Genomic DNA, 21,688 nt, shown 5'->3' with positions numbered 1-21,688 from the left:
AAATCCGGGCTCATCAACAAGGCCTTCTACCGGTTCCAGATCAAGGCCAAGCCTTTCACCGTCTCCGATGCCTGTGTGGCCTGCGGCCGGTGTGAAGCCCACTGCCCCCTGGGCAACATCCTGCTGCAGGACGGCAAACCGGCCTGGGGCGACCGCTGCACCCACTGCATGGCCTGCATCTGCGGGTGTCCGGTCAATGCCATCGAGTACGGCCGCATCAGCCGGGGCAAGCCCCGCTACCAGTGCCCGCCCTACCAAGCCGAATCAAACTGACAAAACCCGCCCGGGATCTTGGGTCCCGGGCGGGTTTTTGTCTTACAGATGGTCCGTACCTGCGCACACGGCGGTCCGCTTGCGGTAGACACGGTATCCCACCGCGGCGGTGACCACCTCGGTGATCCAGAAGGCATGCCACACCCCGTTTGCCTGCCAGACGCGGCTGAGCAGGAAGGCCGCCGGAATGATGAAGACGGTATACCGCATGAGGGAGATGATGAGGGACGCCCCGCCCATGCCCAGGCCTTCCAGCGCGCCGGAAGAGATGACCGATACCGAGGAGATCAGGAAACCCAGGCTGATGATCCGCAGCGCGGTGCTGCCGGTGGCGATGGTCTGGGCATTCCGGGAAAACAGGCCGATGAGCTGCCCGGGCACAGCCCAGCACAGCAGGGTGCCCACCGCCATGATGGCTGCGGACAGCGCCAGGGTGACCCGGTAGATCCTGCGCACCCGGTCATGCTCGCCGGCGCCGTAATTGTAGCCGATGATGGGCCGCATGCCCTGCACGATGCCGTTGGCCGGCAGGTACAGGAAGGTCTGCAGCTTGTAGTAGACCCCCAGCACCAGCACATACACCTGGGAATATGCCGCCAGGATCACGTTCAGCGCCGAGATCAGCAGCGAAGGCAGAGCCAGGTTCAGCGCAGCTGGGACCCCCACCGCGTACAGGCGGCCCAGGATCTTCCGGCTGGGGCGCAGGGCCTTTGCCCGGATGCGAATATTCAGCGGGCGGAAGGTATAGAAGAGCAGGTAGAGCACCAGGCTGATGACCTGTCCGATACCGGTGGCCCACGCCGCGCCTTCGATGCCCATGCGGGGCACCGGGCCCAGCCCAAAGATCATGATGGGGTCCAGCACAATGTTGGCCACACAGCCGCAGAGCATGCTGACCATGGTGAGGACCATCCGGCCTGCCGCCTGATAGATCTTTTCAAAGGACATGGCCAGAGCGATGACCACCGCAAAGCTGAAGGCAATACGGGAATACCGCACCCCCAGGTCGATGACGGCGGTGTCGGCGGTGAAGCAGGCCAGAAAGGCCGGCATGCAGGCAATGCACCCCACCGTCAGCACCAGACCGTGCAGGGCGTTGCAGGCCATGCCCTGGGTGGCGGCCTGTCCGGCACGGTCGGGCTCGCCGGCGCCCAGGTAGTAGGAGATGACCGCGTTGATGCCGATGGCAAATCCGATGGTGACCGCGTTGATGAGGTTCTGCACCGGAAACACCAGGGAAAGGGCGGTCATGGCCTGCTCACTGATCCGGGCCACAAAGTAGCTGTCCACGATGTTGTACAGCGACGATACCATCATGGACAGGACCATGGGCAGCGACATGGACAGCACCAGGGGCAGAACGGGTTTTTGTTTCATGAAGGTCTGTTCCATAAGGACGGGTTCCTCTTTCTTTTCGGCCCAAAAAGGCTGACAGGCAAAAAAAGCCACACGGGCTGCCCGGAACGAAGGGCATACTCGTGTGGCGAAAAGTAACCTGTTTTACCTAAAATCCACATCCGTTCCCGAGAGGGACGGTTTAACAACGGTATACATGGTACAGCCCACGGCGGAAAATGTCAAGGGCTGCGGACGCGGAAAATTCTGCCGGTCTCAGGGATGAAGGTCCTCATAGAAGGTATAGCTGTTTTTGCCGTTGCGCTTGCTGTGATACATGGCATTGTCCGCCCGGTCCACCGAACGGGCATAGTCGAAATGTTCGCTGGTGACGCAGGTGAGGCCCATACTGCAGGTCAGCACATTGTTGGTATTCAGCCGCAGCTGTTCCAGGAACTGGTTCAGGCGCTGTTCCAGGCTTTCCCGGGGGATGCTGCCCCGGATGTACACCAGGAACTCGTCCCCGCCCATGCGGCCGATCACATCCCCTTTGCGGAAGGTCTGCAGCAGCTGTCGGGACACTGTCTTCAGCATGGCGTCCCCTTCGATATGCCCGTGCAGGTCGTTGATCTGCTTGAAGTTGTCCACGTCCAGCAGCAGCAGATACCCGCAGGGGCTGGCGGTGGACTCGATGATGCTGCGGGTCATCTCCCGCTCAAAGGCCGTGCGGTTGTAGATCTCGGTAAGGGGATCCCGGTTGGCTGCGTCCAGCTGGGCCAGTTCCCGCTCCTTCTCGGCGTTCACATCCTTGAGGTACAGCAGGGCGTACACACTGCCGGACAGCTGCTCCCGGAACAGGTAAACGGTGAGCTCCACCCAGTGCAGTTCGTTGCCGATGCAGCGCCGGTAGTAAAAACGGTGGCTCAGGTTTCCTTCGGCAAAGAAGGTTTCCCGGGCGGCGGGGTCCGCATAGTCATGCAGGACCTTCATCTCCGCCTCGTTCAGGCCCTGGGACAGCGCCCGGGACAGCTCCTGGAAGAAATGACGGCCGGTATGGCGGTAGTCCTTCTCATAACAGCGCCATATACCGCCTGCCGACTGCAGATCGTCCCGGTCCAGGTCCACCTCGGCGTAGGCGATGGCCTCGCCCAGCAGCACCTGGTAGAACCGCCGCATGCGCATGTATTCCAGTTCCTGGGTCCGCTCGGTCCCCATGGGCTCCACCAGGACCAGCACGGTGTCCAGGTCCTGGATCTGCTGGCTGAGATGCTGCAGTGTCAGGCGGAACCATTCATATTCTCCGCTCTTGCCCCGCAGCTGCAGCTGCAGCTGCCCCGGCTCATCCTGCAGGCGAAGGCGGGAAAACGCCTGGAGGAAGCTGGCGGCAAAATTGGGGTGCACCAGCCCGCTTTCGACCCAGCAGCCGGGGAAATTCTGCTCCTGCTGGGCATCCCCCTGCAGCAGAAGCCGTCGGGTGTGGAAGAAGATGCTCCCGTTGAGATCGTTATACTCAAAAATATCCCGGTCACAGGCCGCGGGAATGTAGGGCAGCATCTCGATATCATCCACGATGCGGTGATACCCTTTCAGGCAGATCATCCCGTTTTCGTCGGCGGTGCGCACGCCGGTGCAGCGCACCATCACATCCCCCCGCTGGGGATGCTTCCAGGTATATTCCACCTGGATGACCTTGCCGGAATCCACCATGTTCTGTACCGACCGTTCCACATACTCATAATAGCCGGGGTTGATGCGGGTATACCAGAATTCGTAGTATTCGGCCTCACTCAGCGTGCCGGATGCCCCCAGGGCCCGGTTCATGGTATCATCCCCCAGCATGGTGCGCTGACCGGATTCCGGGTTCATGTAGATGACCCAGAGTCCCAGCCCCAGACGGGCGAAAACATCCTGGCTGTCGGTGTGCAGCAGGCGCCGGTAACGCCGCTCGCTGCGCTCCTGGTGCATGCGGGTGATGAGGAAGTGGGCCAGCACCCGGATCTGGGAATCGTCCCGGATGGAGACCCGGGGGTTGTCCACCCCGATGAAGCCGATGGTGCGGCCGCCGTCCCGCAGGGGCACCGCGATGAGCCGGGTGATGTCCTGGGCGTGCAGGGTCTCCCATTCAGCCGGATTCTGGGCCCGGATGAGGTCCAGGTTCAGGATGAGGACACTGCGGTCCCGCTCGAACTGGTCCATCCAGCGGCGGACCGCCTCGGGCGGCACTTTCTGCAGATTGCCGTGCTGCGGTGCCACGCCGGGAGCACACCATTCAAAGGTGTTGTCCCAATACCCGCGTTTGGCCGGTGTGGGCTCAAAAAGGTAGGCACGGTCGGCGTGGTAATACTGTCCCACCGAAGCCAGCACCTTGTCCACCGCTTCCTCATAACGGCTGTCCCCGGAAAGGATGGCGGTGTTCTCCACGATTTTCTGGGCAAAGGCCAGCCGTTCGCCGGTATCCCGGCTGACGTTTTCATGCTTGGTGATGTCCGAGGCGATTTCCAGCCGCATCGGCCGGCCCCGGAATTCGATAAGCTTGTCCCGCAGCAGGAAATGCCGCTTGCAGTATTCGTTATAGTGGTCCCATACGTAAAAGCCGTCCTGGCGCAGCTGGGAATTGGTGCAGTTGGGGCAGGGCGTGTCCCGGCCCTGCAGCACACGGTAGCATTTGCGGCCCTGGTAATCCCGCACCCCGAACAGACTCTGGCCCGCCGGGTTCAGGTAATACAGCTCGTAGGTCTCGGGGTCGCTGATATAGTAGATGTTGCTTTCGGAATTGAGGACCTTGAGGGCCAGTTCACTTTCATTGCAGGCATCCTCCGGCAGTGCGGGAGCCGCCGCGCTGCGGGCCGTCATGTTCCGGATCCGTTCCTGGCGTTTACGGCAGGCCGGATCATTTTCGTCCAGGAAAAGGGCTTCCAGCTGGGCCGGGGTGCAGGGACGGGCGATCAGGTACCCCTGCAGCAGCATGGGGCCCAGTTCCTGCAGGACGCGCAGTTCATCCTCCCGCTCCACCCCCTCACAGCACACCCGGATGCGGCTGCTGTCCGCCAGCTGGATCATGTTGCTGAGCAGGCGGTAATTGTAGGCGCTGCGGTGAATGTTGCTCACAAACATGCCGTCGATCTTGATCTCGTCCACTTCCAGCTCCTTGAGCCGGCTCAGGCCCGAATACCCGGTGCCGAAATCATCCACCGAGATCTCGATGCCGCTGAGTTTCCATTGGCGGAAGATCTCATTGATGCGGGTGTACTCCACCAGTTCCAGGCTTTCGGTGACTTCCAGGGTCAGGGCATTTCCGGGCAGACCGCTCTCGTGCAGGGCATCCAGCACATCCCGGGCGATGCTCTCCTGATAGAGCTGGGCGAAGGAAAGGTTGACGCTCATCCGGAATTCCGGCGCCTGCTGCCGCCATTGACCGCACTGGGCCAGGGCCTGCCGGAGCACCCACAGCCCCACCTTGCCGATGAGGCCGGACTGTTCCAGCAGCGGGATGAATTCGGTGGGCGGGACCTCTCCCCGCTGTTCCGACCGGTAGCGCAGCAGGGCTTCGGCCCCATACAGGCGGAAACTGTCGGTGCGCACCTGGGGCTGATACATCACCGAGAAGCCCCGGAATTCCTGTTCCACACTGCGTCTGAGCTCGTCTTTCAGTTCCAGGACGCTGAGTTCCTTTTCGTAATCTTCCGCCGAGAAGAACACGATCTTGTCCCGCCCCTGCCGCTTGGCGGCAGCCAGCGTCACCTCTGCGTACTGGTACAGGGTCTCGGCGTCCGGGATCTTGTAGGTCAGCAGGGGCACACAGCCGGCAGAGAGGGTGCAGCAGTCGGCCATGCGCTTCTGCACATAGCGGAAGACCTCGGTGGCCTGGGCTTCATCGGTGTAGGGCAGGACCGCCGCGTAGCAGTCCCCCACCGTATGGTAGACGCGCTGCCGGCCATAGACCGCCTCCTCAAAGGAGGCATGCAGCTGCGCCAGCACCGAATCCCCGTACCGGCGCCCATGCTTGAGGTTGATGGAGCGCAGGTTGTCCACCCCGATGACCAGCAGGCTGGCGGGAGTCTTTTCTTCCAGATAGATCTCCGCATCCTGTTTCAGGCGGTTCAGATCGAATACATCCGGGCGGGATTCTACTTCGGATTCACAGGGGGCAATGCGCCCGATCATCCACTGCGGGCGGCCTTTCGGCCCGATCTGGCTTTTTCCGCAGCTGCTGACCCACACATATTCCCCCGTGTGGGCCCGCAGGCGATAGCGGCCTTCGTAGGTGGTGTCCTCCCCCCGGGACAGGCGCCGGTACTGCATGGTCACGATGGGCCGGTCCTGCGGGTGCACGATCTCATACAACTGGCGGGGGGTGCAGGTTGCCTCCCGGGAGGGCGGCAGGGCGAACCGGTCCCACATGTTGCGGGAAAACACCGCTGTTCGGTCATGAAAATTGTAATAGAAATAGTATTCGTGGGAACTTTCTCCCAGAAAGTTCAGAGCGTCGCGGGCTTCCTGCGTCAGCTTTTTCAGATCGTATTCCATGACTTTCTCCCGGGCCGGTCGGGCATGGCAGAGCCTTCCCGTTGTACTGTACAATATCGCGTTTTATTATAACAGAGGTACCCGGGCCATGCAAGGCGGCAGGTCTTGCCGCTCCCCTGCCCCGGTTGCTATAATGAAAGGAACACAGGAAGGAGGCGCTTTTCATGCCCCGCTTTTACCGCATCGGCGAGCTGGCCCGCCTGTACGGCGTCAGCCCCGACCTGCTGCGCTATTACGAGGAGCAGGACCTGCTGCGGCCCCAGCGCACCGAAAACGGGTACCGGGCCTACAGCATCGAGGATGTATGGCGGCTGAACGTGATCCGGGATCTGCGCACCCTGGACGTGCCGGTGGAGACCATCCGGGCGTACCTGCAGGACCACAGCGCCGCCACCACCCGCCAGCTGCTTCACGACGAACTGGAACTGCTGGATGCCCGCATCCGGCGGCTGCAGGCGCTGCGCCGCACCGTATGCCAGCGCATGGACAGCTGCCAGCGGGCCTACAGCCTGCCGCTGGACACCTGCTTTGTGCAGAAGTTTCCGGCGCGGCGATGCCATGCCCTGCACCAGGCCTACCGCACCGATGCCGAGATGGACCCGCTGATCCAGCAGCTGCGGCGGTTCGACCCGGACCATCTGTATGTGTGGGGCAACGACGGCATCGGGTCCTATCTGGACCTGAACGCTGCCGGACAGGGAGACTGCCAGCGGTACACCGGCGTGTTCATCCTGCACCCCCGGGGAGAGAGCACCCTGCCCCGGGGAGAATACCTCTGTCTGGCCTACCGGGGCCCCAACAGCCAGAACGCCGATCTGGTCCCCCTCCTGCTGGCCGAAGCCGGCCGACAGGGCTATACGCCCCAGGGGCCGCTGCTGGAATTTCTGCTGGCGGACATCCACATTTCCGGGGACGACGCCGACCATGTGACCGAACTGCAGCTGCGGGTGCGCCCCAGACCCGAACCATAAAAAACAGGCCGCTCCCCTGCCGGGGAACGGCCTGCTGTTTTACGGACCGGCGGGTCCGGTTTTTCAGTTGTTGGTATACTCGTCCGCCAGGGCCGCCAGAATGCGGGGGCTGGTCTCCCGGGTGTCGGTCATGCGGATGGCGTTGCGCAGCGGCAGCACAGCACGGGGAGAGACGGACAGCTCATCAATGCCGATGGCCAGGAAGGTCTCGGTCAGGGTCAGGTCGGCACCCAGCTCACCGCAGATGCCGGTCCAGATGCCGTTCTTGTGGGCGTTGTCGGCCACCATCTTCAGCATGCGGAGCACCGCGGGATGATGGGGGTCATAGAAACGGCCCAGGTCGTTGTTCTGACGGTCGCAGGCCAGGGTGTACTGGGTCAGGTCGTTGGTGCCCACGCTGAAGAAGTCCACTTCCTTGGCCAGACGGTCGCTGAGCATGACGGCGGCGGGGGTCTCGATCATGATGCCGATCTCCACGTCCTCGCTGTAGGGGATGCCCTCGGCCTTCAGTTCCCGCTTCACGTCCTCACACTGACGCTTGGCTTCCCGCACTTCCCACACGTTGGTGACCATGGGGAACATGATGCGCAGCTTGCCGAAAGCGGAAGCACGGTACAGCGCACGCAGCTGGGTGTGGAAGACTTCCGGACGGGTCAGGCAGATGCGCAAAGCGCGCATGCCCATGGCCGGGTTTTCCTCATGAGGCAGGTTGAAGTAGCCGATCTGCTTGTCCGCGCCGATATCCAGGGTACGGATGATGACTTCCTTGCCGTCCATATCGGACAGGACCTGCTTGTAGGCTTCAAACTGCTGGTCCTCGGTGGGATAATCCTCGCAGTTCAGGTACAGGAATTCGCTGCGGAACAGACCAATGCCGCCGCCGTCGTTGACCTGCACGGCGTGGACGTCCTCAGGGCTGCCGATGTTGCAGTAGACCCGGATGCTCTTGCCGTCCTTGGTGATGTTGGGCTGACCCTTCAGGGTCTCCAGCAGGCGCTGCAGGCGCAGCTGCTCTTCCCGCTTCTTCATCATCTTGTCCCGGGTCATATCGTCGGGATCAATGACCACGCTGCCGGTGGCACCATCGATGATGGCCTGGCGGCCTTCATACTCCGGCTTGAGGGCATCGCCCACGCCCACGATGGCGGGGATGCCCATGGTGCGGGCCAGAATGGCGGTGTGGCTGGAACCGGAGCCGCCGGCGGTGATGAAGCCCAGGATCTTGGACTTGTCCAGCTGAACGGTCTCGGAAGGAGCCAGATCGTCGGCGGCCAGCAGCACTGGCACGTCGGAAGCGATACCACCCTCCACGGCACCGCCCAGGATGGACAGCAGCCGGCGGGAAACGTCCTTGACGTCAGCGGCGCGGGCCTGCATATAGCTGTCGTCCATGGCCTCGAACATCTCGGCAAACTGCAGGGAGGTATCGGCAATGGCGGCCTCGGCGTTCATCTTTTCGTTGGTGATGCGGTCCTCGATGGCCTCTTCATAATCCAGATCTTCCACCATCATCTGGTGGGTCTCAAACAACATAGCGGCCTCGTCGCCTGCTTCGGCGCGGGCCTTTTCGGCCAGCTCGCCCAGCTGCTCGATGGCGCCGGTCTGGGCGCCCTTGAAACGATGCCATTCGGCATCGGTGTCTTCCACGGTGTAGCGCGGAATGGCGGTCTTGGCGCGATGGTAGAAATACAGCGGACCGATGCCCACACCGGACGATACGCCCTTGCCCTGAATACTGATCATTGGCTTACACCTCATTCAATCCATAGAAATACGAAAAAAGCGGCCAGCCAGGTGGCTGGCCGCAGACGGAGTCTTGGCAGAAATTACAGGTTGGCCTTGAAGAAAGCTTCCAGAGCCGGAGCGGCGGTCTCCTCGTCGGCACCCTCCACCTTGACGGTGACGGTATCGCCGCACTTGACGCCCATGCCCATCAGGGCCATCAGCTTCAGGGCGTTGACAGACTTATCGCCCTTGGTGATGGTGACAGTGCTCTGATATTTCTTGACTTCCTTGACCAACAGGCCGGCGGGACGAGCGTGAATGCCAACGGCTTCCTGGATGGTATAAGTGAATTCTTTCATACTTGTTTCCTCCCATACGCACCGGTGTTTCCGGTGCCAATGTATCACTAATATAGTAGCATGTTCGGGCCGCAACGTCAACCAAAAGCGGGCACAAACTCTGTCGCTTTTTCGTCCTTTTTGTACATTGGTGAAATTTTTGACAAAAATTTCGGCTGAAAAAGCCCCGCCGGTGCCCTGCCGTTGTCCGTATAGACGGTCTTTACCGGCGTCTCAGCCTTCGATGAGGCCCAGGCGGACAAAGGCATTGTACAGGCCGTTTTCCTCCACATCGTCGGTGACAAAGTCGGCGGCGGCGCGGATCTCCGGCCCGCCGTTGCCCATGGCCACACCCACGGCGCAGGCTTCCAGCAGCGGCAGGTCCACTTTGGCATCCCCGAAGCCGATGGTGTCGGCCCGGTCGGCGCCCAGGTGGTCCAGCAGGACCTGCACCGCGTGGGCCTTGGTGATGTTCTTCACCCCCAGGTCCCCGAAAAGGGCGGTCTCTCCCCTGCCGCCCCAGGTCCCGGGCTGCAGGTCCGGGAAGTCCCGCACCGAGTCCAGGTGGTCCTGATAGCTGTGGAGAATGAAGCTGATCTTGTTCACGTCGTCCCGGTAGAGCTGTTCCCCCTGCAGGCCGAACTGCAGGTCGGGAAAGATCTCCCGCACCGTCAGCCCTTCCACATCCTTGCCCTTGCGGCGGATATATTCCAGCAGGGTGGGCAGGGCCACCTCCTCAAAGCGTTCGCTGGCAAACAGGCCGTTGTTGCTTTCCAGGTAGAATTCCAGGCCCCGGGCGTGGAGCCAGTCCACCACCCGGCGGCACTGGTCCAGGCTGAGCAGCTGGTGCATGATGACCTGTCCGTCGTCCTCCACATAGCTGCCGTTGCCGCCCAGCAGGCCGTTGATCCCCAGCTCCCACAGGTTGGGATAGATCTCGGCCCTGCTGCGGCCGGTGCACAGGTAGACCCGGTGGCCGTTGGCCCGCGCCTTGCGCACGGCCAGGGCGGCGGAGTCCGGCAGACGGTTCTGGTAATCCACCAAGGTGCCGTCCACATCCAGAAAAATGATCTTGGACATCAGCGGTGTTCCTTTCCTTTGATGAAAAAACAGCGGGGCGCATCGGGCCCACGGCCCGGTGCGCCCCGTGCTTTTATGATGAAGCGGAGAATGTCGGATCAGGTCAGGTCCTCACCGTTGGTGGCGATGACCTTCTTGTACCAGTAGAAGGAATCCTTGCGCAGGCGGCTGTAGTCGCCGGTGCCGTCATCGTACTTGTTGACGTAGATGAAGCCGTAGCGCTTGGCCATCTCACCGGTGGAAGCGGAGACCAGGTCGATGCAGCCCCAGGGGGTGTAGCCCATCAGGTCCACGCCGTCCTTGACGGCCTCGGCCATCTGCTCGATGTGCTGGCGCAGGTAGTCGATGCGGTAGCTGTCGTGAACCGTGCCGTCGGCTTCCAGGGTATCCCGGGCGCCCAGACCGTTTTCCACCACCATCAGGGGGATGCGGTAGCGGTCATAGATCTCGTTCAGGCTGTAGCGCAGGCCCTGGGGGTCGATCTGCCAGCCCCACTCGGAGGCCTGCAGGTAGGGGTTCTTGAAGCCCTGGGCCACGTTGCCGTCGGTCCTGGCGGCATCCTTGTGGGTGGTGATGCAGTTGGACATGTAGTAGCTGAAGGTGTAGAAGTCCACGGTGCCTTCCTTCAGGATCTCGGCATCGCCGGGTTCCATGTGGATGGTCACGCCCAGGTCCTCCCACAGGCGCTTGGCAAAGGCCGGGTATTCGCCCCGGACCTGCACGTCGGAGCAGTACCAGTTGGTCTTGCGCATGGCCTGCTGGTTGGCCAGGATGTCCGCCGGGTCGCAGGTGTAGGGATAGCTGGTGATGAAGCAGTCCATGTTGCCCATCTTGTATTCGGGGTAGTTGTCATGGGCGTACTTCACGGCCAGGGCGCTGGCGATGAACTGATGGTGCAGGGCCTGCAGGCGGGTCTGGGGGTCGTCGGGCATGGCCACGGCGGGGCCGCGGTAGCCCTGGCAGGTGCCCAGGGAGAGCACGCCGCCGAAGGGCATCATGCCGGCGTTGATCTCGTTGAAGGTCAGCCAGTACTTGACCTTGCCCTGGTACCGGGCAAAGATGGCCTTGCAGTAGTTCATGAAAAAGTCCACCAGCTTGCGGTCCGCCCAGCCGTTGTACTTTTCCACCAGGGCGTAGGGCAGCTCATAGTGGCTGATGGTGACCAGGGGTTCGATGCCGTGCTTCTTGCAGCAGTCGAAAACGCGGTCATAGAAGGCCAGACCGGCCTCGTTGGGCTCGGTCTCCTCCCCGGTGGGGAAGATGCGGGTCCAGTTGATGGATGTACGGAAGGTCTTGAAGCCCATCTCGGCAAAGAGGGCGATGTCCTCCTCGTAGTGATGATAGAAGTCGATGGCCTCATGGCTGGGGTAGAACTTGTCCGGTTCAATGGTGGGGGTCAGCAGTTTGGGGGTGGTGTGGGTGCCGTTGGTGCACATATCGGGGATGCTGGGGCCCTTGCCGTCCACATCCCAGGCGCCTTCGAACTGGTTGGCGGCACAGGCACCGCCCCACAGGAAATCTTTGCGAAAAACCGAAGCCATAACAGAATACCTCCCGATTTCGGTGGATTATTTGCCGGACCGCACAAAGGAGCCGCCGCTTTCCGGCGGCTCCGCGGTCAGAACAGGTTCAGGAAAATTGCTTACTTCTTGGCGGGTTCATCCTTGTACAGGACCCAGGTGAGCACAAAGCCGATCACAGAGGCGATCACGGTGCCGATGAGCACATAGATCAGGTTCTGGATGCCGGTGTCACCGATGGTGTCGATGTAGCTGGGCAGGCCGAACAGGCCCAGGCCGCCCATGGTGAAGCTGCGGGTGCCCATGAAGCCGATGAAGGCGCCGCCCACGGCACCGCCGATGCAGGAGTAGACGAAGGGCTTCTTCTTGGGCAGGGTGACGCCGTAGATGGCGGGTTCAGTGACGCCGAAGATGCCGGAGATGAAGGCGGGCAGAGCGACCTTCTTCATCTTGTCGTCACGGGTCTTGAGCAGCATGGCCAGAACAACGAAGGTCTGGGCGAAGGAGACGCAGAAGTAGGGGCTGAGGATGAAGTCATAGCCCAGGTTGGAGTAGTTGATGAGCGCCAGAGGAACCAGGCCCCAGTGCAGGCCGAAGATGACCAGGACCTGCCAGAAGGCACCGATGAGAACGCCGGCGATGAGGCCGCCCACCACGGGGATGCCGTAGATGGCGCTGAAGATGGCGGTGAGCAGGTTGCACAGGACGGTGGCGACGGGGCCGATGACCAGGTAGCTCAGGGGGACCATGACGACCAGGGTGATGAAGGGCACGACGAAGAGCTTGATGACGTCGGGAATGACCTTACGCAGCCATTTTTCCAGCATGGCGCCCACGCCGCAGGCGATGATGATGGGCACGACCGAGCTGGTGTAGCCGGAAGCGGGCATGATGACCGGGATGCCCAGGAAGGTGGTGTAGTAGCTCATCTCGAAGGCAGTGCCGGTGAACAGGGAACCCAGCACCTCGCCGCTGGTGATGTTGACCATGTTGGGATAGCACAGGGCGATGCCGATGGCCATGCCGATGAATTCGTTCATCTTGAACTTCTTGGCGGCGGTGTAGCCCAGGATGATGGGCAGGAAGTAGAAGAAGCCGTCGTCCACGGCGTACAGCACCTGGTAGGTGCCGCTGGTCTCGGGCAGGATGCCCAGGAAGGAGAACAGAGCCAGCAGGCCCTTGATGATGCCGGTAGCGGCCAGCACACCCAGGGTGGGCTGGATGACGCCGGAGATCATATCAATGAGGATGCTCACGGGGCTCTTCTTGCCGCCGTCGGCATCGCCGTCATCGGTGGCGTTGCCGTCCTCGTCCACGGTGCCGGCGCCCTGGAAGTGACCCACTTCCAGCACGGCGTCGTACACGTCGGTGACGTTGTTGCCGATAACGACCTGATACTGGCCGCCGGACTGCATGACCTTGATGACGCCGTCGGTGGCTTCCAGGACTTCCTTGTTGGCCTTGGATTCATCCTTCAGCTTGAAGCGCAGGCGGGTGATGCAGTGGGCCACACTGTTGATGTTGGATTTGCCGCCCACGTTCTGGATGATAATGCGGGCGAGACCATCGTATTTTCTGGGCATAAGACGATTCTCCTTTACTGTTTGGTGAGACTCTTCGGTCAGTTCGATCCGCACACGGCCGTTTCGTACCGTGCAGCCCGCCACACCCGGCAATGCTGCCAGAGCGTGGGGGTCCGTCAGGCTCTGGTCCTTGACGGAGACCGAAAGGCGGCTGCCCCGGCGGGAGGCGTCCGCAATGTTGGCCGCACCGCCCAAAGGCGGAAGGAATTCCGCGGGCAGATGGCCCGGGGTCCGGTTCGGCTCCATAGCAGATCACCTCTCAAAGCAATCATACGGGGATGCCGCGTTACCGCGGAAAATGTATATGCACCGCCCTCGCGCGCCGGGCGTAGACATACCAACGGGAAAACAAGACAGGTTCCGGCAAAAAAAAGGACCCAAAACACAATTTCCGCACCGGCAGTACGGCCACAGGGGTCATACGGCTGCGGGACAGTGTTTTGGGTGACGCCCCGCAAGCTGAGTACGGGTAACGATCCTAGAATTGTCCTGGAAACTTTATTCGGCGTCCTTGTCGGGCTGCTGCTCCGACTTGACGCGGTGGATGTGCATGGTCAGGTACAGTTCCTCTTCCTCGGTACAGGTCCAGCCGTAGCGGTCCTTGAGGTAGCGGGAGACCTGCCGGGTGCAGGTGTAGATTTCGGGGTACTGGCGCCGCACGGCCAGAAACAGGTCCCGGCTGCCGGCATCGGCGGGAAGGGGGCTGCCCTGCATCATCCGCTGCACCAGATACCGCAGGTGCATGGCGAAGCGGGAATAGTTGAAGCTGTCCCGGTCCAGGGTGATGCCGAATGCCTGTTCCACGATCTCGGTGAGCTCGGTGATGATCTGCGCGCTCTGCATGGTGGCGTGCATATCGCTGTTTTCGGCTTCGGCGTTGATGATGTGCAAGGCAATGCTGACGGCTTCCTGCTCCGGAAGCTCCACCTTCAGGCGGTCCCGCAGCATGTGCAGGGCACTGCGTCCCAGCTTGTACTCATTGGGGTACAGGTGGCGGATATCGTAGGCAAGCGGCGTGCGCAGGGTCATGCCCGCGCGGGTGCGCTCGATGGCAAAGTTCAGATGGTCGGCCAGAATGAAGGCCAGATTGGGATTGAGGTCGCAGTTCAGTTCCTCGTTGGCGTCCTCCGCAATGTCGTCGGCAGCCAGGAAAATTTCTTCCGGAACCTCCTGCAGCAGCGCATAGTATTTGTCATCCACATAGTAGAAGGTACGCTGGATCTTGCTCAGATCTTCCAGCTCATAGGGGGTGGGCGGAAACCCGATCCCCTTGCCGAACACAACCACTTCGTGGCCCTTGGCATCCCGGGCCAGGGCGCTGTTGTTGTTGATCTTTTTGATGATTTCCATGCGATCCCACCTGGTCAGAATGTTGGCTGCAAGCTTTTTTGACAAAAAAATAACCTCAAAGGCATATACGCCAGCCGACACATTCAATTCCATGGGTCGCTGTGTACAAGTAATGCCTCGGAGGTGAGTAACAACCTTGTTTCTGTACATATGATACCCGTTTATTCAAAATTTGCCCATAACTTTTCCATAACTTTTTTGAACAAATTTATAAACGGTGATTTGTTCAAATTGATCATAGGCTTTGCAGCAAGCGACGGATCGTCTCCTCCGGCCGGGGGGTGTGGTCGGCGTAGCGCCCCCGCAGTTCGGCGGCGGCCGTCTCCATGATATAGGGGTGTCCCACCAGGTCCAGCATGGCCACATCGTTGTAGTTGTCCCCGAAAGCCATGACCTCCGCGGGAGAAAAGCCCAGGGCATCGCACAGGCTCTGCACCCCTATTCCCTTGTTGGCCAGGGTGGTGTCGATCCAGTAAGGCCCCGCCACCGCGGCGTTGGCCTGCTTCCATTTGGGCACGAACCGGTCGGCGTAGGCCCCCACCCCGTCGGGCAGGTAGACGCTGACCTTGATGATCTCCTCCGGGATCTGGGCCGGGTCGGTGATGACGGTGTGGTTGTTGCCGATCTCATGGATGCGGTGGTGCATGCCGATGCCCCGCTCCATGAGGTAGCTCATGTTCTCCCCCGAGAGCATGACCTCCCCCCGGCCGTCGGAGTTGTTCCACATATCCCAGGCGATGGCTTCGGCCAGGTCCCGGGGCATGGGGGTCTTGGCGATGGCCTTGCCTTCCTGAAAGACGATGCCCCCGTTTTCGCACAGGAACACACAGTGTTCCGCCACCGGGGCAAAAAGCTTGCGCAGGCTGGTGTACTGCCGGCCGCTGGCCGGACAGAACAGGATGCCGCGGCCGGCCAGTTCCCGGATCTCCTCACAGATCTCGCCGCTGATGGCGCTCTGCCCGTAGGGCAGCAGTGTGCCGTCCAGGTCGCTGCAGATCATCTTCACTGCCATCTTACTCTTCCTTTCCCTCTTTCCCTTTTCCGCAGGCCCGGGCATGGGCCCCGGCCAGATCACAGTATTCCCGCACATTATGGATCAGTTCCGCCGCCTTTTCCGGCGTGACGGTCCCCCGCACCTTGCCGGGGACCCCCATGACCAGACTGTGGGGCGGAATGACGGTGTTTTCGGTGACCAGGGCGCCCGCGGCAATCAGGCTGCCCTGCCCCAGCACCGCCCCGTTGAGCACGGTGGCGTGCATGCCGATGAGGCAGTCGTCCCCCACGGTACAGCCGTGGACCACGGCGCTGTGGCCGATGCTCACCCGGTCCCCGATGACCACATCCAGGTCCGGGCCGGTGTGCAGCACGGCGTTGTCCTGCACGTTGGAGTCCTTTCCCACCCGGATGCGGCCGGTGTCCGCCCGGAGCACCGCTCCGTACCAGACACTGCTGCCTTCTTCCAGGGTCACATCCCCCGCCAGCACCGCCGTGGGCGCCACAAAGGCGGCTGCTGCCGCCTGCGGGGCCTGTCCGTTATACTCGATCTCGGGCATTTTCCCATTCCCCCTTGTTCCGGTTTCTATGATACAATACCCGGACACACCATGTAAAGTGTCTTGTTCCCCAAAGGAAAAGCCGGGGCACAAGCCCCGGCCTTCCCGTAAGGTGCTCAGCGCCTGCCGCGCTGCTCCCGTTTCTGGTAATCCTCATCGATCCGCATCTTCCAGCCGGCATCCAGCGGGCAGTCGCAGCGCACCGCGCTGACCGCATCGCTGAGCACGTCGTAGTTCAGGCGGGTGCCGGCGGAGTCGGCGTGGTAATTCACCGCATGGTCCGCGCCGATGCCGAACCGCCGGGCCGTCCCCACCGCGTCGATGTTGGCGCCCAGGAACAGGAACTCCCAGCCGTACACCTTCTGCTGGCGTTCGATCATGCTGCGCACTTCCGGAGCGCTGTAGCGGCGGCTGGCGTTTTCCATGCCGTCGGTGGTGATGACGAACAGGGTGTGCGCCGGCACGTCCTCCGTCCGGATGTATTTGTGCACATTGGAAATGTGGTGGATGGCACCGCCGATGGCATCCAGCAGGGCGGTGCACCCCCGGACGGTGTAGTCCCGCTCGGTCATGGGCCGGATCTCCCGCAGGTCCACCCGGTCATGAATGACCTGGCTGACATTGTCGAAGAGGACGGTGGAGACCAGCACTTCCCCCGGCTCCTTCTTCTGCTTTTCGATCATGGAGTTGAAGCCGCCGATGGTATCGGCTTCCAGGCCGCTCATGGAACCGCTGCGGTCCAGAATGAACACGAGTTCGGTCAGATTTTCTTGCATGGGATTTTCCTCCGTTCTGGTGTGAATGGGTTGGATTGCCTGTCCTTGTGCATCCATCATACCGGATCACGGAGAAAAAGCGGTCGCCCGTCAGGCGACATTCAGCCGCCCAGCAGGTTCTGGTCAAAGGCGAACAGGGCCTCGTTGATGGCAAAGATATCATAGTTGCCGTGTTCGATGAAATATTCCACAATGATATCCGCCTTGCTGCTGCGGGACAGGGCAAACCCCGCTTTCATCAGCAGTTCCCGGGTCTCCTGCAAAGACAGTTCCAGGGCAATGGCAAAAGCCAGCGCCGTGGCCTTGCTGGGCCGGTACAGCTTGTGGCTGCGGATCTTGGAAAACAGCTTGCGGCTGATGTTGGCCTTTTTATAGCACTGCACATCGGTCATGCCCTTCTCGTCGATCTTGCGCAGCAGCATCTGGGAAAAGCTTTCATCCAGGCCGTCCAGGGCCTCTTCCAGGGAGGCGGACATGGCCGCGCAGGGCGGCGCGTCGATGGACGGTGCGGCCTGCGCCATATCCTCCAGAAGCGCCTGGAGATGGCGGGTGTGCTCGGCGTAGGAGGTGGCGTACACATCCTCGTACCGGTCATCAATATAGGAGCGGAGATCCGTGAAGAGCTGCTGGCCGATGGTGGTGGAGTCCCGGTCGAACAGGACCATGTAGACGGTCATTTCCCGGTCGGCCAGGAAGTCCCGGATGGTGTCCACCGCCACCTGCAGGGCCTGGACCTTGGGATAGCCGTACACCCCCGAGGAGATCAGGGGAAAGGCCACCGTTTCACAGTTGTGTGCGGCGGCCAGTTCCAGGGAGGTGCGGTAGCAGGAGGCCAGAAGTTCCCGTTCCCCGTGGGTGCCGCCCCGCCATACCGGCCCCACCGTGTGAATGACGTACCGGCAGGGCAGCGCATATCCCCCGGTGATCTTGGCGTCGCCGGTCCTGCAGCCGCCCAGGGTGCGGCATTCGGCCAGCAGCCCCGGTCCGGCGGCCCGGTGGATGCAGCCATCCACCCCGCCTCCGCCCAACAGGGAGGTGTTGGCGGCGTTGACAATGGCATCCACCTTCATCCTGGTGATGTCGTTCCGGACGATCTGCAGCGGCATAACGGGTTCCTCCTTACATCGGGACGGTTTTGTCTTTATTGTAGACGCCCCGCCCCTTTTTGTAAACGGGCCTGGACGCCGCACAACAAAAAAACAGCCCCGCCGACCGGCGGGACCGCCCACAGCGTCACAGGACCTTGGACAAAAAGGCCTTGAGACGCTCGTTCTCGATACGGCTGAAAAATTCCTGCGGGGGCTTGTCCACCTTGACCACGCCCTCGTCGATGAAGATGACCCGGTTGGCCACCTCCCGGGCAAAGCCCATCTCATGGGTGACCACCACCATGGTCATGCCGCCCTTGGCCAGCTCCTTCATGAGTTCCAGCACCTCGCCCACCATTTCGGGGTCCAGGGCGCTGGTAGGCTCGTCAAAGAGCAGCACTTCCGGGTTCATGGCCAGGGCACGCACAATGGCAATGCGCTGTTTCTGGCCGCCGGAAAGCATGTTGGGGTAGGTATCGGCCTTGTCCGCCAGACCGATGCGTTCCAGCAGTTCCATGGCCTTGGCGTCGGCGGTGGCCTGGTCCATCAGGCCCAGGTGCACCGGGGCCAGGGTGATGTTCTTCTTCACTGTCAGGTGGGGGAAGAGGTTGAAGTGCTGGAACACCATGCCCATCTTGGCGCGCATGGCGTCGATGCCCTTCTCGGTGACTTCCTGGCCGTCCAGGGTGACGGTGCCCTCGTCCGGCTCTTCCAGCCGGTTCAGGCAGCGCAGGAAGGTGGACTTGCCGCAGCCGGAAGGCCCGACCAGCACCACCACGTCGCCCTTGTTAATGGTCAGGTCCACACCCTTCAGGACCTGCAGACCATTGTAGCTTTTCTTCAGTCCCTTAACGACGATCACTCTGCGCCAGCCTCCTTTCAAACTTGCCCAGCAGCCAGGTAAAGATCATGACCAGCACCAGATAGATGACGGCGATGCCCAGCAGCGGGTACATGCACTCATAGGTGCGGCTGTAAATGCCCTGGGCCGCATACAGCAGTTCCTTGCCGCCGATAACGGTGATCAGGGAGGTATCCTTGAGCAGGACGATGAACTCATTGCCCAGGGCCGGCAGGATGGAGCGGATGGCCTGGGGAATGATGATCTTGACCATGGTGGTGATGTAATTCAGGCCCAGGCTGCGGCCGGCTTCCATCTGGCCGGGGTCCACGGCCATCAGGCCGCCGCGGATGATCTCGGACACATAGGCGCCGGAGTTGATGCCCAGGGTCAGGGCGCCCACCATGGTGAAGTTGCGGCTGGAGGCAAAGATGACCATGCCCATGATCAGCAGCTGCACCATCATGGGGGTACCGCGGATGACGGTGACATAGACCTTGAACGCGCCGTTCACAAAGCCCAGGAGCGCGTTGCGGTGGTGGGGGCGCTGCTGGTCGTGGGCCACACGCACCAGGGCCACAGTGCCGCCCAGGATCACGCCGATGGCCAGGGCCACCGCCGTGACCACCAGGGTGGTGCCCACGCCCTCGATGTACTGCAGCCAGCGGTCATTGGCCAGGAACGCCCGGTAGAACTTGAGGAATCCGTCCTGCCAGGCAGTCAGATCCCCGCCGTTATCGGCCAGAGCCGACAGGATTTCAAATTGTTGGGTCAGGTATGCCATGAAGGAGCCGCCTTTCGTCGGAATGTGTAAAACCACAAAAGAGGCGGCCCTTCCGGGGCCGCCACGCGGCGCTGTTCACGCCGTTGTGTGCTTATTCAGCCGTGCTGCTGGCAGCGTCGCCGCTGTCGGTGTTGATGTACTTGGCAACGATGGAGTCCACAGTGCCGTCAGCCTTCAGTTCGGCCAGGGCGCCGTTGATGGCATCCAGCAGAGCGGTGTTGTCCTTGTTGACGCCGATGGCGTAGTCCTCATTGGCGTACTCGGTGTCCAGGATCTTCAGACCGGGGTTGGCCTTGACGAACTCCTGCGCAGGAGCGTTGTCGATGACCACGCAGTCCACCTGGCCGTTCATCAGAGCCTGCACAGCGGTGATGCCGTTGTCGTAGGCGATGACGTTGTCCTCACCGAAACCGCCGTTTTCCGGGGTGTCGGAGCAGTAGATGTAACCGGTGGTGCCGGCCTGGGTGCCGATGAGCTTGCCCTGCATGTCATCGATGGAGGCGATGTCGGAATCTTCCAGCACGATGACGGACTGGATGCCGTTGGCGTAAGAGTCGGTGAAGTTCATGACAGCCTTGCGCTCGTCGGTGACGGTAACGCCGGCCATGACCATGTCGCTCTTGCCCTGCTGCACAGCCAGCAGCGCCGCGTCAAAGTCCATATCGTCGACCTGGAGCTCCAGGCCCAGCTTGTCGGCGATGGCGCCGGCGATCTCCACATCGATGCCCTCGAAGTCACCGCTGTCGGTGGTCATCTCGTACGGGGGGAAGGCGGCGTTGGTGGACATGGTCAGCACGCCGTCGGTGACGGTGGTGAACTCGCCGGAAGCGGTCTCGGTGGAAGCAGTCTCAGCGCTGGCGGCCTCGGCAGTGTTGGTCTCGGTGGAAGCGGTGCTCTCAGAGGAAGCGCCGCAGGCGGTCACGCTGAACACCATGCCGGCGGCCAGCAAAACGGAAAGAAGCTTTTTCATGTAATAACCCTCTTTTTGTACAATGTTCTGTTCTTTTCCCTCTTGAACCGGCGGACATGCGCCGCCGGGATACCCTTTAGTATAGATTTGTATTTATTCATTGTCAATGAATAAATATTACATCCTTCTATTTTCAGCAGTTCGTGCAAAAGGCTCCGGGTCCCCCTTTGCTTTTTTGGCAGTTTTTGCACGAAAAAAGCCCGCCCCGGCAAAAGAACCGGAACAGGCATGCTCTCATTTCCTGCGAAGGCGCGTCAAACAGCCCCGACTTCCTCCCGGGTGTTCAGGCGGTAGCCGATCTTGTACACGGTCTGGATCTCCTTTTCCAGGCCCAGCTTGCGGCGCAGGCGCTGGATATGGACATCCACCGTGCGGGTGGCGCCCTGGTAGCCGTAGCCCCAGGCGATCTCCAGCAGCTTGGTCCGGCTGAGGGCCAGGTTGCGGTTGAGCACCAGGGTTTCCAGCAGGGAGTATTCCTGGGGGGTCAGGGACACGGTATGCCCGCCCCGCAGCACCTGACGGCCGGCCATGTCCACCTCGATGTCATGGAAGTGGAACTCCTGCCCGGACGCCGCCCCGGCACCCAGGGTATGCTGCACGGCCCCCACCAGTTCCATGACCTCAAAGGGCTTGGCCAGACACAGGGCGCGCAGCGCCTCCGGGCAGGAGGACAGACGGGACTGGGACGCCAGCACCAGTGCGGGATGGCCGTTTTCCCAGGCATGCACGCCTTCAAAACCGCCGGAACCGGGAGCATCCAGGTCCAGGATCACCAGATCGTATACCTTGCGGCGGTCCAGTTCCGCCGCCTGCTGTGCCGTTTCAGCCTGGTCACAGTTATGTCCGACCAGGTGCAGATTCACCGCCATGCGCTGTGCGATGGCGTGTTCGTTTTCAACAATCAGGATCGTTGCCATACTTCAACAGCCTCTTTACATAGATATTCCGCAATCTTCCCCCGCAAATCCGGGCGG

At 61.5% G+C, this 21,688-nt stretch carries 18 protein-coding genes; 2 read left to right on the top strand and 16 right to left on the bottom strand.

Annotated features, from left to right (window positions below):
• Window positions 1–273 (top strand): EFR1 family ferrodoxin (locus Q0K17_RS01570; RefSeq protein ID WP_294539067.1); only part of this gene is annotated, 273 nt, incomplete at its 5' end.
• Between the two features lie 42 nt (window positions 274–315).
• Here Q0K17_RS01570 and Q0K17_RS01565 read toward each other — a convergent pair.
• Window positions 316–1,665, bottom strand: a complete 1,350-nt coding sequence (locus Q0K17_RS01565) for an MATE family efflux transporter (protein ID WP_294539064.1) — start codon at window positions 1,663–1,665, stop codon at window positions 316–318.
• A 219-nt stretch (window positions 1,666–1,884) separates the two neighbouring features.
• Complete coding sequence (locus Q0K17_RS01560; protein WP_294539061.1) at window positions 1,885–6,135, bottom strand: EAL domain-containing protein; 4,251 nt, start codon at window positions 6,133–6,135, stop codon at window positions 1,885–1,887.
• A gap of 164 nt (window positions 6,136–6,299) precedes the next feature.
• On the opposite strand from Q0K17_RS01560, the gene Q0K17_RS01555 reads away from it, so the two are divergent.
• Complete coding sequence (locus Q0K17_RS01555; RefSeq protein ID WP_294539057.1) at window positions 6,300–7,106, top strand: MerR family transcriptional regulator; 807 nt, start codon at window positions 6,300–6,302, stop codon at window positions 7,104–7,106.
• A gap of 63 nt (window positions 7,107–7,169) precedes the next feature.
• On the opposite strand, the gene ptsP is transcribed toward Q0K17_RS01555, so the two are convergent.
• From ptsP to Q0K17_RS01485, 14 genes are all read right to left on the bottom strand, one after another.
• The gene (gene ptsP / locus Q0K17_RS01550) at window positions 7,170–8,849 is read right to left on the bottom strand and encodes a phosphoenolpyruvate--protein phosphotransferase (RefSeq protein WP_294539054.1); all 1,680 of its coding nucleotides are present in this window, start codon (window positions 8,847–8,849) and stop codon (window positions 7,170–7,172) included.
• Between the two features lie 83 nt (window positions 8,850–8,932).
• Window positions 8,933–9,190, bottom strand: a complete 258-nt coding sequence (locus Q0K17_RS01545) for an HPr family phosphocarrier protein (protein WP_294539052.1) — start codon at window positions 9,188–9,190, stop codon at window positions 8,933–8,935.
• A 213-nt stretch (window positions 9,191–9,403) separates the two neighbouring features.
• Window positions 9,404–10,249 carry a Cof-type HAD-IIB family hydrolase gene (locus tag Q0K17_RS01540; RefSeq protein ID WP_294539051.1) on the bottom strand — a complete coding sequence of 282 codons (846 nt, stop codon included), beginning with the start codon at window positions 10,247–10,249 and terminating at the stop codon, window positions 9,404–9,406.
• A gap of 98 nt (window positions 10,250–10,347) precedes the next feature.
• The gene (locus Q0K17_RS01535; protein WP_294539049.1) at window positions 10,348–11,790 is read right to left on the bottom strand and encodes a glycoside hydrolase family 1 protein; all 1,443 of its coding nucleotides are present in this window, start codon (window positions 11,788–11,790) and stop codon (window positions 10,348–10,350) included.
• A gap of 101 nt (window positions 11,791–11,891) precedes the next feature.
• On the bottom strand, window positions 11,892–13,598 hold the full coding sequence (locus Q0K17_RS01530) for a PTS transporter subunit EIIC (protein ID WP_294539047.1): 1,707 nt from the start codon (window positions 13,596–13,598) through the stop codon (window positions 11,892–11,894).
• 252 nt (window positions 13,599–13,850) lie between these two features.
• Entirely contained in the window at window positions 13,851–14,702 is an 852-nt protein-coding gene (locus Q0K17_RS01525) for a PRD domain-containing protein (RefSeq protein ID WP_294539045.1), read from the bottom strand.
• 235 nt (window positions 14,703–14,937) lie between these two features.
• On the bottom strand, window positions 14,938–15,714 hold the full coding sequence (locus Q0K17_RS01520; protein WP_294539043.1) for an HAD family hydrolase: 777 nt from the start codon (window positions 15,712–15,714) through the stop codon (window positions 14,938–14,940).
• Window position 15,715: 1 nt separating this feature from the next.
• Entirely contained in the window at window positions 15,716–16,255 is a 540-nt protein-coding gene (locus Q0K17_RS01515) for a gamma carbonic anhydrase family protein (RefSeq protein WP_294539040.1), read from the bottom strand.
• 116 nt (window positions 16,256–16,371) lie between these two features.
• Complete coding sequence (locus Q0K17_RS01510; protein ID WP_294539037.1) at window positions 16,372–17,031, bottom strand: vWA domain-containing protein; 660 nt, start codon at window positions 17,029–17,031, stop codon at window positions 16,372–16,374.
• 101 nt (window positions 17,032–17,132) lie between these two features.
• On the bottom strand, window positions 17,133–18,137 hold the full coding sequence (locus Q0K17_RS01505; protein ID WP_294539034.1) for an O-acetyl-ADP-ribose deacetylase: 1,005 nt from the start codon (window positions 18,135–18,137) through the stop codon (window positions 17,133–17,135).
• Between the two features lie 127 nt (window positions 18,138–18,264).
• Entirely contained in the window at window positions 18,265–18,981 is a 717-nt protein-coding gene (locus Q0K17_RS01500) for an amino acid ABC transporter ATP-binding protein (RefSeq protein WP_294539031.1), read from the bottom strand.
• Window positions 18,968–19,735 carry an amino acid ABC transporter permease gene (locus tag Q0K17_RS01495; protein WP_294539074.1) on the bottom strand — a complete coding sequence of 256 codons (768 nt, stop codon included), beginning with the start codon at window positions 19,733–19,735 and terminating at the stop codon, window positions 18,968–18,970. Before Q0K17_RS01495 ends, Q0K17_RS01500 begins: the two co-directional genes overlap by 14 nt.
• Window positions 19,736–19,835: 100 nt before the next feature.
• Window positions 19,836–20,714: a transporter substrate-binding domain-containing protein gene (locus tag Q0K17_RS01490; RefSeq protein ID WP_294539028.1), complete on the bottom strand. Its 879-nt coding sequence runs from the start codon at window positions 20,712–20,714 to the stop codon at window positions 19,836–19,838.
• A gap of 254 nt (window positions 20,715–20,968) precedes the next feature.
• Window positions 20,969–21,631 carry a response regulator transcription factor gene (locus Q0K17_RS01485; protein ID WP_294539025.1) on the bottom strand — a complete coding sequence of 221 codons (663 nt, stop codon included), beginning with the start codon at window positions 21,629–21,631 and terminating at the stop codon, window positions 20,969–20,971.
• Window positions 21,632–21,688 lie beyond the last annotated feature (57 nt).

The sequence above is a fragment of the uncultured Gemmiger sp. genome, assembly GCA_944388105.1.
Classification (GTDB): Bacteria; Bacillota; Clostridia; order Oscillospirales; family Ruminococcaceae; genus Gemmiger.
Note: the sequence above shows the minus strand (reverse complement) of the source record. Positions and strands in the feature narration are given on the sequence as shown.

What these genes read in the sequence shown, in the direction of transcription:
- Q0K17_RS01545 (WP_294539052.1), bottom strand. Translation starts at nt 9,190, where the DNA reads ATGAAAGAATTCACTTATACCATCCAGGAAGCCGTTGGCATTCACGCT.
- Q0K17_RS01535 (WP_294539049.1), bottom strand. Translation starts at nt 11,790, where the DNA reads ATGGCTTCGGTTTTTCGCAAAGATTTCCTGTGGGGCGGTGCCTGTGCC.
- Q0K17_RS01510 (WP_294539037.1), bottom strand. Translation starts at nt 17,031, where the DNA reads ATGCAAGAAAATCTGACCGAACTCGTGTTCATTCTGGACCGCAGCGGT.
- Q0K17_RS01520 (WP_294539043.1), bottom strand. Translation starts at nt 15,714, where the DNA reads ATGGCAGTGAAGATGATCTGCAGCGACCTGGACGGCACACTGCTGCCC.
- Q0K17_RS01525 (WP_294539045.1), bottom strand. Translation starts at nt 14,702, where the DNA reads ATGGAAATCATCAAAAAGATCAACAACAACAGCGCCCTGGCCCGGGAT.
- Q0K17_RS01565 (WP_294539064.1), bottom strand. Translation starts at nt 1,665, where the DNA reads ATGGAACAGACCTTCATGAAACAAAAACCCGTTCTGCCCCTGGTGCTG.
- Q0K17_RS01560 (WP_294539061.1), bottom strand. Translation starts at nt 6,135, where the DNA reads ATGGAATACGATCTGAAAAAGCTGACGCAGGAAGCCCGCGACGCTCTG.
- Q0K17_RS01515 (WP_294539040.1), bottom strand. Translation starts at nt 16,255, where the DNA reads ATGCCCGAGATCGAGTATAACGGACAGGCCCCGCAGGCGGCAGCAGCC.
- Q0K17_RS01490 (WP_294539028.1), bottom strand. Translation starts at nt 20,714, where the DNA reads ATGAAAAAGCTTCTTTCCGTTTTGCTGGCCGCCGGCATGGTGTTCAGC.
- Q0K17_RS01485 (WP_294539025.1), bottom strand. Translation starts at nt 21,631, where the DNA reads ATGGCAACGATCCTGATTGTTGAAAACGAACACGCCATCGCACAGCGC.
- Q0K17_RS01505 (WP_294539034.1), bottom strand. Translation starts at nt 18,137, where the DNA reads ATGCCGCTGCAGATCGTCCGGAACGACATCACCAGGATGAAGGTGGAT.
- Q0K17_RS01555 (WP_294539057.1), top strand. Translation starts at nt 6,300, where the DNA reads ATGCCCCGCTTTTACCGCATCGGCGAGCTGGCCCGCCTGTACGGCGTC.
- Q0K17_RS01540 (WP_294539051.1), bottom strand. Translation starts at nt 10,249, where the DNA reads ATGTCCAAGATCATTTTTCTGGATGTGGACGGCACCTTGGTGGATTAC.
- Q0K17_RS01530 (WP_294539047.1), bottom strand. Translation starts at nt 13,598, where the DNA reads ATGGAGCCGAACCGGACCCCGGGCCATCTGCCCGCGGAATTCCTTCCG.
- ptsP (WP_294539054.1), bottom strand. Translation starts at nt 8,849, where the DNA reads ATGATCAGTATTCAGGGCAAGGGCGTATCGTCCGGTGTGGGCATCGGT.